Origin of the sequence: Priestia sp. JV24 (assembly GCF_025910025.1) — a bacterium.
Classification (GTDB): domain Bacteria; phylum Bacillota; class Bacilli; order Bacillales; family Bacillaceae_H; genus Priestia; species Priestia megaterium.
This window is the reverse complement of sequence record NZ_JAPCIN010000012.1, coordinates 78,349-91,477: the sequence shown is the minus strand read 5'-3', so window position 1 is coordinate 91,477 and position 13,129 is coordinate 78,349. Positions and strand designations below refer to the sequence as shown.

General features: G+C 40.1%; 12 protein-coding genes and 2 riboswitches. Of the genes, 4 read left to right on the top strand and 8 right to left on the bottom strand.

Annotation, left to right across the window (positions count from 1 at the left end):
* Window positions 1–13: 13 nt before the first annotated feature.
* The 4 genes from OK414_RS06140 to OK414_RS06125 form a co-directional block, all read right to left on the bottom strand.
* Window positions 14–652, bottom strand: coding sequence for a methylthioribulose 1-phosphate dehydratase (locus tag OK414_RS06140; RefSeq protein WP_013082222.1), 639 nt, complete (start codon window positions 650–652; stop codon window positions 14–16).
* Complete coding sequence (locus OK414_RS06135; RefSeq protein ID WP_028407890.1) at window positions 649–1,314, bottom strand: 2-hydroxy-3-keto-5-methylthiopentenyl-1-phosphate phosphatase; 666 nt, start codon at window positions 1,312–1,314, stop codon at window positions 649–651. Before OK414_RS06135 ends, OK414_RS06140 begins: the two co-directional genes overlap by 4 nt.
* On the bottom strand, window positions 1,311–2,555 hold the full coding sequence (gene mtnW / locus OK414_RS06130; protein WP_025749445.1) for a 2,3-diketo-5-methylthiopentyl-1-phosphate enolase: 1,245 nt from the start codon (window positions 2,553–2,555) through the stop codon (window positions 1,311–1,313). Before mtnW ends, OK414_RS06135 begins: the two co-directional genes overlap by 4 nt.
* Window positions 2,556–2,635: 80 nt before the next feature.
* A riboswitch (SAM riboswitch) is annotated at window positions 2,636–2,742 on the bottom strand.
* A gap of 130 nt (window positions 2,743–2,872) precedes the next feature.
* Window positions 2,873–4,045 (bottom strand): pyridoxal phosphate-dependent aminotransferase, encoded by a 1,173-nt coding sequence (locus OK414_RS06125; protein WP_025749446.1) that lies wholly within the window; start codon window positions 4,043–4,045, stop codon window positions 2,873–2,875.
* 112 nt (window positions 4,046–4,157) lie between these two features.
* Here OK414_RS06125 and OK414_RS06120 point away from each other — a divergent pair, with 112 nt between their 5' ends.
* From OK414_RS06120 to OK414_RS06105, 4 genes are all read left to right on the top strand, one after another.
* A complete protein-coding gene (locus tag OK414_RS06120) occupies window positions 4,158–4,940 on the top strand; it encodes a carbon-nitrogen family hydrolase (RefSeq protein WP_016763379.1) in 783 nt (260 codons plus the stop codon).
* 91 nt (window positions 4,941–5,031) lie between these two features.
* A riboswitch (SAM riboswitch) is annotated at window positions 5,032–5,182 on the top strand.
* Window positions 5,183–5,317: 135 nt separating this feature from the next.
* Window positions 5,318–6,490, top strand: a complete 1,173-nt coding sequence (gene mtnK, locus OK414_RS06115; RefSeq protein WP_034653559.1) for an S-methyl-5-thioribose kinase — start codon at window positions 5,318–5,320, stop codon at window positions 6,488–6,490.
* 35 nt (window positions 6,491–6,525) lie between these two features.
* A complete protein-coding gene (gene mtnA / locus OK414_RS06110) occupies window positions 6,526–7,584 on the top strand; it encodes an S-methyl-5-thioribose-1-phosphate isomerase (RefSeq protein WP_263045437.1) in 1,059 nt (352 codons plus the stop codon).
* 134 nt (window positions 7,585–7,718) lie between these two features.
* Window positions 7,719–7,883 carry a hypothetical protein gene (locus OK414_RS06105; protein ID WP_013082215.1) on the top strand — a complete coding sequence of 55 codons (165 nt, stop codon included), beginning with the start codon at window positions 7,719–7,721 and terminating at the stop codon, window positions 7,881–7,883.
* Here the strand turns inward: OK414_RS06105 and OK414_RS06100 are convergent, their stop codons facing one another.
* The 4 genes from OK414_RS06100 to OK414_RS06085 all read right to left on the bottom strand — a co-directional run bounded on the left by OK414_RS06100 (window position 7,884) and on the right by OK414_RS06085 (window position 13,115).
* A complete protein-coding gene (locus OK414_RS06100; protein ID WP_263045438.1) occupies window positions 7,884–8,387 on the bottom strand; it encodes a methylated-DNA--[protein]-cysteine S-methyltransferase in 504 nt (167 codons plus the stop codon).
* Window positions 8,388–8,406: 19 nt separating this feature from the next.
* Window positions 8,407–10,563 carry a PAS domain S-box protein gene (locus OK414_RS06095; RefSeq protein WP_016763376.1) on the bottom strand — a complete coding sequence of 719 codons (2,157 nt, stop codon included), beginning with the start codon at window positions 10,561–10,563 and terminating at the stop codon, window positions 8,407–8,409.
* 421 nt (window positions 10,564–10,984) lie between these two features.
* A complete protein-coding gene (locus tag OK414_RS06090) occupies window positions 10,985–11,698 on the bottom strand; it encodes a LutC/YkgG family protein (RefSeq protein ID WP_034653565.1) in 714 nt (237 codons plus the stop codon).
* Window positions 11,676–13,115, bottom strand: coding sequence for a LutB/LldF family L-lactate oxidation iron-sulfur protein (locus OK414_RS06085; protein WP_028407882.1), 1,440 nt, complete (start codon window positions 13,113–13,115; stop codon window positions 11,676–11,678). Before OK414_RS06085 ends, OK414_RS06090 begins: the two co-directional genes overlap by 23 nt.
* Window positions 13,116–13,129 lie beyond the last annotated feature (14 nt).

The window sequence follows — 13,129 nt, the reverse complement described above, 5'->3', positions numbered from 1 at the left end:
TTGTTTCCTCCTTTTATAAATGCACCTTTGGCTTAATGCCTTTAAGTGACAGTAATTTGACGTGGTAGCTAAATAGAAATTCATAGGCTTCTAGCGCTTTTTTTGTTTCAAATGCATTTTTTCCCCATACCGTAATCCCATGGTTACGAATCAAAATCGCGCCTTGATCGCCTTTTATATGATGAGAAAACTCTTCTGCTAGTGTCGGAATATCTGCGTAATTCGGAATAATCGGAACAGTAATTTCCGCATCTTCTTCCCAAATCCCTAGCGCCTTAATAATTTCTTGACCCTTGAATGAAATAACGCCTTCATCTCCGTACAGTTCGGAGATCACGTTGTTGTCGATTGTATGTACATGAAGACTGCACCCAGCATTCGTTAAATCGTAAATCTTAACGTGTAAAAGCGTTTCAGCAGAAGGCTTTAAATGCGTGTCTTCTGCAGGCTTTCCATATTGATCAACTAATAAAAAATCTTCATTTGTACGTTTTCTTTTGTCTTTTCCACTTGCTGATACAAAGAAAGTTGTCGGATTTTGGTCCACTTTAATCGCTAAGTTTCCGCTTGTACCGAAGAACCAATCGCGCTCTGCCAACTCATCTTTTATATCCGCAAGCTCATGCAACCTTTGCTGAGCCATGATACTCATGCTTTCACCTCTTCTGTTAATTCTTGTAAATGATGAATTACATCATAAAAAGTAGAAAAAGGACGATACGGTAGAGATAGCTCTTCACATTTTTCAATTAAAAAGTCACGTGCAATGACCGTATCAGCTAATTTGGCAGCCTGCAAATCCGTAATTGAATCGCCAATAACAACCGTATGATCTCTTTCATCTGCAAGATGGCGAATAATCGTTGGCTTACAGCAGCCGCAGTCATTTGTACACTGTTTATCACATGTATGAGGCCACGTAATGGAAATATGCTCACCGGAAAAATCAGATCCGTTGCAGTAGAGCATTTCCTCTGCAACTCGATTTCCCAAAAGTGGTTTTACAAAAAAGTCAATTCCTCCGCTTACAATATAAAGCGGAATATGGTGCTCTTTTGTATAGGCAATAAAATCATCAAATCCATCTCGAATAGCAGATGTCTCTAAAATATAAGAAATAATATCTTCTTTTAATTCCACGGGGAGCAAGGCAAACATTTGCCCAACTCCTTCTTGAATGGAGACGCGCTGTGCCAACACGTCGTCTTTAATACTTTCCCACTCCGGAGGAGCAAATTGTTTCATAATAGCAATAATGTTATCGCTATTTGTAATTGTTCCATCAAAGTCACAAAAGATTTTTAACGATGTCATGCTTTCACCTCTACTGTTCCCCATAGTTGCAAAGCTTTTTGCAACTCTTTTGATTCTTCAGCTTTTTCGGCTAGTGTTTGATGAGAGAGTACTGCATCTATCGCCGCACGGAATGCTTTTCCTCCTCCGATAGCTCCGTCTGGATGACCGTGAACTCCGCCTCCTGCATTAATAATGCTGTCGATTCCAAAGTCCTTCACAAGCTGCGGTACCATTCCAGGATGAATTCCTGCTGAAGGAACCGGGAAAGACTGCTTATATTTGTATACAGGACGCGTTAATTCGTAGGCAATGCCTGTCGTATCTTCAAGAGAAAGCGCTACGCTTCCGTATGGTGATGGAAACAGTGAGAAATCTGCTCCGGCTAAACGCAATAGCTTTCCAAGCAGCAATGAATTTGAAAAACCGTAAAACTCTGACGGCGTAAGCGCTCCGCTAACAGCTGGGTGTGCCATAATCGGCAAGTTAATTTCATCATCTTCTCGAAGTGCCTGCAGTACGTCTAACCCGTAAGCAAATACGTTGAATAAAAGAGCATCGGCTCCTAGCTCAGCTGCTTTTCTCGCTTTTTCTTTTAACTCAAACGTTCGTCCCGTTAAATTAACAGCATACAGCGTGCGGTGTCCCGTTTTTTCGTATACTTCATTCAGTACTTTTTTTCCTTCTGTAACGCGAGCTTCAAAAGGTGTTCGTTCACTATCAAACAAAATCTCGTCGTCTTTAACCAAATCCACTCCGCCAAGCGCTTGCTCACGCAGCTGAGTTGTTAAGTACGTCATATCTCTTCCAATCACGCCTTTAAAAATACTCATCACAAGCGGACGGTCATAAACGCCTAGTTTCTCTCGGATACCTTCTATTCCAAAGCGTGGTCCTGGGAATTCAGCTAATAATTCATCAGGAAAATCCAAGTCTAATAATTTCACTTTTCCATCAAGTGATAGTTTTCCGAAAACTGTAACTAAAATAGCCGGTAAATCTCTTGAAAAGTTGGCAGTTGGATAAGCAATTTTGACAATAGCCTGCTTAATTTCTCCGCCTAAATATCCGTTTACACGTTCGCAATCTTGAAGCTCAGTTACGGACACGACGCGCCCTTTATGCTTTTGAAGCTGCTGCTGATCTAAAAGCGGCAGATCTGTCCATGAGCCGACGGTTAGTCCTAAAGCGATTCCTTCCGCTTTTTTATGAAAATTTCCTTTATTATCATGTAGTAAGTAGCTTGCAACGATTTCGCTCATTATGCTAAAAACTCCCTTGCTGTTTAATATCGTTAATAAAAAAAACCTCTTCTGTGATTAAGAAGAGGCTTTCGTTGCTCTTCTTATCTCTCAGCTGCTGCTGCAAGAATTAGCACCGTGCTTAACATGCGTTAAGTCGGTTGCCGGGCTTCATCGGGCTAGTCCCTCCACCTACTCTTAATAAGAAAGTTGCTATTTATTTAAATTGAATTCGTAGATTATATACTAAATAAAAAATACCGCTAGGATTTATCGGTTATTAATCTCGTTAACTTCTTACATATTAAGCCAACTCAAAAAGGATTGTCAATGCGTTTTTAAAATAAATTTAATTTTTTTATTCGAGATACAGCTTCTCTCATGCGCTCTTCATCCGTCAGCAATCCTACGCGCACATAGCCTTCACCATATGTTCCAAAGCCTACACCAGGAGCAACCACAACGTGGGCTTTTTCAAGGAGTAAATCTGAAAACTGTTCGGAAGTATATCCTTCAGGAACTTTTAGCCATGCAAAAAAGGAGCCTGCTGGAGATGTAACATCCCAACCAATTTCTCGAAGCCCTTGAATAAAGGTATTGCGTCTAGATTCATAGCGCTTAACTAAATCATTCACACATTGTTGAGATTCCAACAGAGCTGCGGCTGCTGCCTCTTGAACGGCCCCAAAGAGACTGACATACATATGATCTTGAAGAAGATTAATAGCTTCTACTACACTTTCATTTCCTACAGCAAATCCAACTCGCCATCCCGCCATGTTATACGTTTTAGAAAGAGTATAAATTTCAATTCCCGTCTCTTTTGCACCAGGAGTCTGTAAAAAACTGATTGGCTTTTTACCATCAAACCCAATTGCTCCGTAAGCAAAGTCGTGTACCACACAAATATCGTGCTTGGCAGCAAACGCCACGGTGTCTTCAAAAAATTCTGCCGTTGCCACTGCACCAGTAGGATTATTCGGATAGTTTAAAAACATGAGCTTTGCCTGTTCTTTAGCACGTTCACTTATCTCTTCGTATACGGGTAGAAAATGATTTTCAGCCGTGAGAGGCATCACTTCCATCTTGGCTTTTGCAAGCTCTACTCCAGACCAGTAGTCAGGATATCCAGGATCTGGAACCAGCACCGTATCTCCAGGATTTAACAAGCACTGCGGGATTTCAACAAGTCCACCCTTTCCGCCAAATAAAATAGCTACTTCTTTTTCAGGATCCACATCAACGCCATATTCTCGTTTATAAAAAGTCGCAACGGCCTCTTTTAAAAACTGGTGCCCCCGAAATGGAGAATATTTATGATGCATAGGATTAGCACTTGCTTTTTGCAGTGTTTCTACAATATGTGAAGGAGTAGGCTGATCAGGATTTCCCTGCCCTAAGTTAATAACGTCGTGCCCTTGGGCCATTACTTTTCCTACCTTGCCCACAAGTGATGCAAAAAATTGTTTTGGTAAACTTTTTAATAGTTCCGATTGCTCAAATTGTTTCATCATCGCACACCTTCTCAAAAAATTCTTGAAATTCTAGTCACAAATAATATATTGTAATACTCAACTTGTAAAGTCATTTTTTTCAACTACTAAAAAAAGGACGGATGATAAAGTGAGTGTAAAAATTACGTGTTTGCAGCTTGATATTGCGTTTGGAAACCCAACTAAAAACCGAAAATATATCGAACAAAAGATGACGGAAGCCCTGAAAGAAAACCCTGATATCCTTGTGCTTCCTGAGCTATGGGATACAGCCTATGATTTGACGCGGCTAGACGAAATTGCAGATGATGAAGGGCAGCAAGCCAAGCAATTAATCTCTCAGTTTGCTAAAACGAACGCAGTAAATATTGTGGGAGGTTCGATCGCGAAAAAAACAGAGCAAGGCGTCACGAATACGATGTATATTTTTGACCGAAAAGGTCGTGAAGTATCACAATACAGTAAACTGCACTTATTTAAATTAATGGATGAACACCTGTATTTAGAAGCAGGAACAGCAAAAAACCTTTTTACACTTGAACAGTCACTGTGCGCAGGAGTTATTTGTTACGATATTCGTTTCCCAGAATGGATACGGGTTCATACTAGCAGCGGAGCAGAAGTCTTGTTTGTTGTCGCTCAGTGGCCGGCTCCAAGACTTGCCCACTGGAAAGCCCTGCTCATTAGCCGTGCAATCGAAAATCAATGCTATGTAATCGCATGTAATCGTGTAGGCCAAGATCCTAATAACACATTTGCCGGACATTCCTTAGTCATCGATCCGTGGGGAGAAATAATCGCTGAAGCTGGCGATAGCGAAGAACTTTTAAGTGCTGACGTTAACCTGGAACTTGTAAAAGAAATTCGTAAACAAATTCCCGTCTTTACAGATCGCCGTACAGAATTTTATTAATTATGTATTGACAGCCGTTTTTTTGCATGATACGATTTTCACCAGATATCATAAAATATTCAAACAAATCAAAATTGAATAAGTAATCGCACTCTTATCAAGAGTTGGCTGAGGGATTTGGCCCTGTGAAGCCCAGCAACCGACCGTCATTCCATCCTAAGATGGATCACACCCGTAAAACATGTTTTACAAAGGCACGGTGCTAATTCCAACAGAAAGTAATTTTTTCTGGCAGATAAGAGGTTTGAACACTACAATCAAGCCTCTTTCTAACGAAAGAGGCTTTTATATTTTCTAAAATTATAAAAGCCTCCATATATTCTTAAACCTATTAACTTAGTAAACAAATCAGTTTAATAAACTATGGAGGGATTCCGATGTCAACAACAAAAACAGAGAAGTATCACCCTTTAACAGAAATTTCAGCAATCAAACTTGTGAAAAAGCTAGGTCTTTTTGATGCCACAGAAGCACTGACTGCCCGTGAAATTGGTGACGGCAACTTAAATCTCGTCTTTCACATCATAAATGATCAAACCAATAAATCCATTATCGTCAAACAAGCGCTTCCCTATGCAAAAGTTGTAGGCGAAAGCTGGCCTCTATCCTTGAACCGTGCCACAATTGAAAGCAATGCGCTCAAGCAATTCGGTGCATTTACGCCAGAACTTGTGCCCGCTGTTTATTACCACGATGAAACGCTTGCTGTTACGGTCATGGAAGACCTGTCTCATTTAACGATTTCTCGCGCCGGACTTATTCAAGGTGAAAGTTATCCTCTGATCTCACAGCATATCGGTTCTTTTTTAGGACATATTGCGTTCAAAACGTCTGATTTCGCCTTAAAACCTCAGGATAAAAAAGAAGAAGTTGTTAAGTACAGCAACCCCGACTTATGCAATATTACGGAAGATTTAGTTTTTACAGATCCTTTTTTTGATATTGATACAAATGAATTTGAAAAAGCGCTGCGTCCTGATGTAGAAGAATTGTGGAATGATGGTGATGTAAAGCTACAAGCAGCAAAATTAAAATATAAATTTTTAACAAATGCGCAAACGCTAATCCACGGTGATTTACATACAGGCAGCATCTTTGCTAGCAGTCAAGAAACGAAAGTGATTGATCCAGAGTTTGCTTTTTACGGTCCGTTTGGATTCGATTTAGGGCAATTTGTTGCGAATTTATTTTTAAATGCTCTTTCTCGAGAAACAAATCGCGAACCGTTATTTGCACACATTACGAACACATGGAACGTATTCAAAGATACCTTTACTGCGCTTTGGCATGCTGAAAACACTGAACCTTTCGCTAAAGATGAGCGCTTATTACATGAAATTTTAACGCAAACGTGGCAAGATGCTGTTGGATATGCAGGATGTGAAATCATTCGACGTACGATTGGCTTAGCTCACGTGGCGGACTTAGACGAAATTTCTTCAGAGGAAAGAAAAATTAACGCTAAACGTACTGCGTTAAAAATTGGACGCTATTTGCTTCTGCACCAACAAGACGTTTCACCAAATGAATTTGAACATTTACTTCGATAACGAATAATGTACACAATGAAAGGATCGGTATCAGCATGACAAATACACTATCACTTCCGCGCTCAGTGGAATGGAATGAATCATATATTACTTTATTAGATCAGCAGCAGCTTCCTGGCAACGTTGAATATATTAAGCTGCAAACCATTAAAGACGTATGGGATGCTATCACTACCTTGAAAGTACGCGGAGCCCCTGCAATTGGCATTACGGCGGCTTTTGGTCTTGCTCTTTCTGCGCTTAGCTATGACACAGATTCAGTCAAGGAATTTAACAAAAAGCTAGCTCTTGATCAACAGTATTTAGCTAGCTCACGCCCTACTGCCGTCAATTTATTTTGGGCATTGGAGCGCGTAGCGAAAAGCGCTGAATCCGCTTCGTCCGTTAATGAAGCTAAAACAAAAGTTGTTCATGAAGCTATTCAAATTCAAGTAGAAGATGAAGAAACGTGCTACCGAATTGGGGATCATGCTCTTTCTTTATTTAAAAAGAAGGATAAAATCATGACAATATGTAATGCTGGTTCAATTGCTACAGCTTATTATGGAACAGCCTTAGCACCTTTTCACTTGTCTAAGCAGCGTGATATTCCGCTTGAAGTATTTGCCTGTGAAACAAGACCCGTTCTTCAAGGTTCTCGCTTAACAGCCTGGGAACTTCAGCAGTCGGGAGTGGACGTGACGCTGATTACGGATAATATGGCCGCTCATACCATTAAAACAAAAGGAATTAATGGGATTATTGTAGGTGCTGACCGCATTGCAGCAAATGGCGATACGGCTAACAAAATTGGAACATATGGACTTGCTCTTTTAGCGAAAGCATTCGGTATTCCATTTTACGTAGCAGCGCCGCAGTCCACATTTGATTTATCTATTCAAGACGGCAGCAGCATCCCTATTGAAGAACGTTCACCTAAAGAAGTAACGCACATTGAAGATACACAAATTGCTCCAGACGGAATCTCTGTGTACAATCCAGCTTTTGATGTGACGCCAAGCGAACTGATTACGGCCATTATTACAGAGCATGGAATTATCCATTCCCCGTCTTTGGAATCCATTCAAAAAGTTTTGCTGCAATCTGCTCAATAAAAAAAGCCGCTGCTATGCGGCTTTTTTTTATTGAGCACTGGTTTTCAACTGCATTTGTAACACAATTGTAACAGTACTCTCTTCTTTTTCTACATATATTATAGGGGATTCTTTTTGAATAAGGGGGAGTAAATATGAGTTCAGAGCAAAAAACGGATAAAAACAAAGCGCTGAATCGTAAGCAGCATTATCAGCTATTCGATTTATCCAAAGATGAAGAACTAAATTCCCTCCCTTCTCCTCAGCAAATTGACGGTGTTTTTGTGCAGGGAGAAGGCTGGAAATTGGACGGTGAATAGTTATTTTAACTCCAGAGCGCCTTTTGCTACATTTCTTTCAAGCATTAATAGTTTCTCTTTTATATGAGTTTGGGAGCCTGCATAACCTGTTAAAGCTCCATTTTTTCCAATCACACGGTGACAAGGTAAAATAATAGGCAGTGGATTTCGACGATTCGCTTGTCCCACAGCCCTTACGGCTTTAGAGCGATTAACAGAATCCGCTACATCACTATAAGACCACGTTTGTCCATAAGGTATACCTTTAAGCGTTAGCCACACTTCTTTTTGAAAGTCTGTTCCTTTTATATCCAAAGGCAAATCAAATGTTAGCGTGCGCCCTTCAGCATAATCCTGCAGCTGTCGCTTCGCTTCTTTCACATGGTGATAATTCTCGTCATGGACAAGTTCTTTAAGCTGCTCATTATGATCATTGCTATCAAACCAAATATGTTGAACCCCTGTTTCCGAGGCTACAATATAAATTTTCAAATCAGAAAATAAATTCATTTCTCCGTAGTACATATTTTTTTATCCTTTCTAATTAAGCTGGAAGAATAACATGAAAAGCTGTGCCTTCTCCTATTTTGCTTTCCACTTCAATTCGCCCTTTATGTTCTTCGATAATTTTATATGAGACCATCAAACCGAGTCCCGTTCCTTTTTCTTTTGTCGTATAAAATGGTTCTCCTAAGCGCTTGATGCGCTCTTCGGGCATTCCATCCCCTTGATCTCGAATGGAGACCGTCACGTAGTGCGGCTCTGTAGAGTAGACTTCAACAATAATTCTTCCTCCGTTTGACGTGACTTCAATTGCATTTTTAATGACATTTATTAGTACTTGCTTAATCTGGTTCGGCTCGCAGTACACCATTGGCAGCTGAGGAGACACACTTAGTTCAAACTGAATATTTTCTAAAAGCGCTTGAGCATTTAATAAATCAATCGTTTCTTTAACAACCGCAGCTAGATTTTTCTTTTCAAACTTTACGGCCTGTGGCTTAGCGAGTACGAGAAACTCTGTAATAATGGTTTCAATTCTTTTTAATTCAGATTTAATAATATCAAAATAAAGAGAGTGGTCTTCTTGAATGCTGCTTTCTAACAGCTGAACAAACCCTTTTAAAGCTGTCATCGGGTTGCGGATTTCATGCGCAATCCCAGCTGCTAACTGTCCGACTACTTGAAGCGTATCCGATTTTCGAATCTGCTCTTGCATTTGATTTCGTTCCGTTACGTCTCTTAAAAGCGTCATATATAGACCTGGTAAGATATCTTTTTTCGTGGAAAATTCGATATTTTTAACTTTTTCGTTCCCCGTAACGTACGTAATTTCTCCTTCAGCTTCCCCTTTTTGCTCAATCGTTTCTTTATGCTCAATGACCGCATCCAAATTCGCTGAAGAAATAAAATCCTCCATGGAGTGCGCACAAATCTCCTCTTTGCTGAGTTCGAGAATATCACAAAGAGAAGAATTTACATCAATAATATTTCGCTTGCCGTCCCATAAAACTAACCCATCGATCGAACCATTAAAAATCTGTCTGAATTTCTCTTCGTTATTCCGAAGCTCCTGTTCGATTTTTGTACGTTCACTGATGTTTCGAAAAATCGTTAAATGGTCTCCTTCTATAATGCCTTTTTTCCCTGTGAATTCCAACTGTTTGATTTCTCCATTTGGCATGTAAAAAGGAAGCTGATTGCGAATTTCTCCTTTTGTTTGAAACGTTTGGAGCACCTTTAACGCACTAAAGCTTTTTGTATCGATAAATGTATACAAATTGCTTCCAATTAATTTGTTTAACGGCAGCTCAAATGTACGCGAAGAAGCAAGATTAGCGTTCAAGATTTCACCATCATCTCTCCAAATCAAGATCGCTTCAATCGCATTTTCAAAAATAGCCCTGAAATTTTTTTCGCTTCTCAACAGCTGCTGCTCCATCAGCCGTTTTTCCGTCACGTCTCTCATAATGGACATATAGTATTGACTGTATATATTAGCCGTTGTGGTAAATTCAAAAAAAGTAACGTCTCCATTTTCGAGCCTGATCGGTAGCTCACCGCTTGTCTTTCCTTCTTGATGCAGAGTTCTCCATAATTTTTTCACCTTATAATGATAAGTAGGTTCTACAAGCTCTTCTAATGTTTTGGTTAGAAGCTGTGCTCTTGTATAATTTAATCGTTCGCAAAATGAAGGGTTCGCGTCGATAAGCTGACCCGTTCGATCAAAAATGACAATTCCGTCTACCGCTTCATTAAATACATCCATAAACATATGATGACTAATAAACCGTTCATTTTCCATCATTTTGTGCTGCGTAATATCCCGAAATGTACACACAATAATGCCCGACATGTGACTATGTTTGTGTGAAGTAAATTCAACATGTTTCATCATGCCGCTTCGAAGCGTCATCGCGCCTTCATATTTGAAATAGCTTTCTTCTAAGAGTGCTGGATAATACGCTTCAATCATGTCATACGGAAAATACATCAGAAAATCTTTCATTTGATACGTTAATAGCTCATCCTTTGTTTTTTCAAACAGCCCGCAGGCTGATTCATTTGCATTTATAACTTGAAAATACTCATCAAATACGACAATGGCATCTAATACGTCATTAAAAATAGCTCGTAGCTGCTGTAATTCACCTTGCTGCTTTTGCTCAGCTTCAGATGTTAATTCTCTGTGTGGTGACATGCTCATTGCTCCTTTCTTTTGCACTTCCCATTTCCCCACCTTTTATCTATAGACTTAATATTCTACAAGATTTGCTTTTTACCTTTTTAAAATTAGGCACGTTTATTCAAAATACGACATTTCTTCACATTATCCCGCTATTTAGAAAGAAAGCATGAATAAAAGAGGCTCATAACTAAATCAATCTAATCTAAAGACAAACAAATTGGATACATGAGCTGAACCGCTTGTTACACCGCTGTTGATTTCCGTGCAAGGCTTTTCTTTCCGCAGGAGTCTTCGCTTTGCCTTCCAATCAACTGCTAGAAGGAACGAAACGGATGAAACCTACGCTCACCATAACAAAGAAAACGAACCATTACTCAAACACGTTGAGTAATGGTTCGTTTTTCACTTGGGCTAAAATACGTTTGTCACAGCCTCATCGATCATTCACTACAATATAAGTTGCTTGAATAGGCCCATGCACACCAACTACTAAATTCATTTCAATATCAGCTGAATTGCTCGGTCCCGTAATAAAGTTAATGCAAGAAGCAATCTTTTCTCCTCGCTCTACTTTTTCATGAATCATTTCAGCGGCTTGTGTCATGCGAGGAACAATTGAGCTTTGAGGTATGATTGCAATATAAGTGGCGGGCAGCAAGCTTACCGATCGTCCTTTTTCAGCGCTACTGAACAAAACAACTGTGCCGGATTCCGCTAGCGTCAAATCACTGAAGGTAATGCCAACATTTGCTTGTTCAGCTAGTTGAATATTCTCATCGCCTTTTCCAGAATTCCATACATGAAGGCTACTGCTTGTTTCCCATTTCTCCATCAGCAGATTCAATCCATATTCGGAAAACCTAGGATCATTCCACGTGCAGACAAGACCATTTCCATAGTTCGCTACGGCTTCCTCAAGGACAGCTGGCAAGTGTTGTGATGATGTTTCTACATAGCGAGTATGAATACGTTCGCAATGGTTTTCAAGCTCTTTCTTTAATTGATCTGGCGAATAGCTGCGGTAGACCTCATGCTGAGGAGCATGCTTCCATTGTGGCTTTACTACGCCGCTTGTTCGCCTGCTTCGCTTAAGATTAGCAGCAATATTGTCTAAAAAACTGTCTCTATTTTGAATGCTTCCGTTCATCATCATCACTCCTTTTATCAAACCAATCTCGTAAGCGCTCTTTTGTAGGCGCCGGAAACTCTCTGCTTTCCGTCCACGCTTTTAATGGACCAGGCCCTTTGGAAATACTGCTTCCTGACATAAAAGGAGTAAGAGCTGCCGGTGCTACTTTAGCGCCCACTGTATATAGAGAAGAAGAAGCTGCTCCCAAGCCAAATGCTTTCATCGCCAGCTTTTCCGAAATAGGTGCTTTTCCTTCTTTTTCGACAATTCGCTGACGATGCTTGTGCAATAGCTCATGCAGCGGAATTTTGACCGGACAGGCATCTGTACAGGCTGCGCATAGCGTTGAGGCATATGGAAGCTCTTTGTAGTCTTCATAGCCTCCAAGTAAAGGAGATAATACAGCTCCAATCGGACCTGAATAAATAGATCCATATGAATGTCCTCCAATATGGCGATACACGGGACATACATTCACACATGCCGCACAGCGAATACACTGTAAAACAGATTGAAATTCAGTTCCTAAAATCGCAGATCGTCCGTTATCCACAATTACTAGGTGAAACTCTTCCGGTCCATCTACTTCTCCAGGAAGTCTAGGTCCTGTAAGCGCTGTTACGTAACTTGTAAGCCGCTGACCTACTGCACTTCTAGTTAACAGGCTTACCAACACTTCAAATTCTTCAAACGTTGGCACAATTCTTTCCATTCCCATAACAGTAATTTGCGTTTTAGGAAGGGCTGTTGTTAACCTTGCATTTCCTTCATTGGTTACAAGTGAAATAGATCCAGATTCTGCAATCGCAAAATTACATCCTGTGATGCCAATATCTGCTGATAAAAATTCTTTTCTCAGCATTTCCCGGGCATGAAGAGCTAGTTCTTCAGGTTTTTCTGTCTTTTTATAAGAAAGCTTTTCCTGAAACACATCTCTAATTTGTTCTTTATTTTTATGAAGCGCAGGAGCTACGATATGAGAAGGCGGATCGTGATCATCTACTTGCAGGATATATTCTCCTAAGTCCGTTTCAATAACTTCACAGCCTAGTTCTTCTAAAGCAGCGTTCATATGAATTTCTTCTGTAACCATTGACTTGGATTTAACCACTTTCTTTGCCTGTTTTTGCTTCGCTACATTTTTTATGTACTCATTCGCTTCTTCAGCTGTTTGAGCGAAAAAAACGTGGCCTCCGCGTTTAGCTACATTATCAGTGAGCTGCTCTAAATAATAATCTAAATTTTCAAGCGTATGCTGACGAATTTCTTCGCCAAGCGCTCTCCATTCTTCCCAGTTTCCTAACTCTTCTGCCGCATCTAATCTACGGCTTCTTAAGCGCTCTTGAGCACCTGAAACCGCAAAGCGCATAAACGCATTATTGACTCCATCATCGACGCGTTTTTTAAACTGATCGTTTCCTATTTTCATAGACATTCGGTATTCTCCTT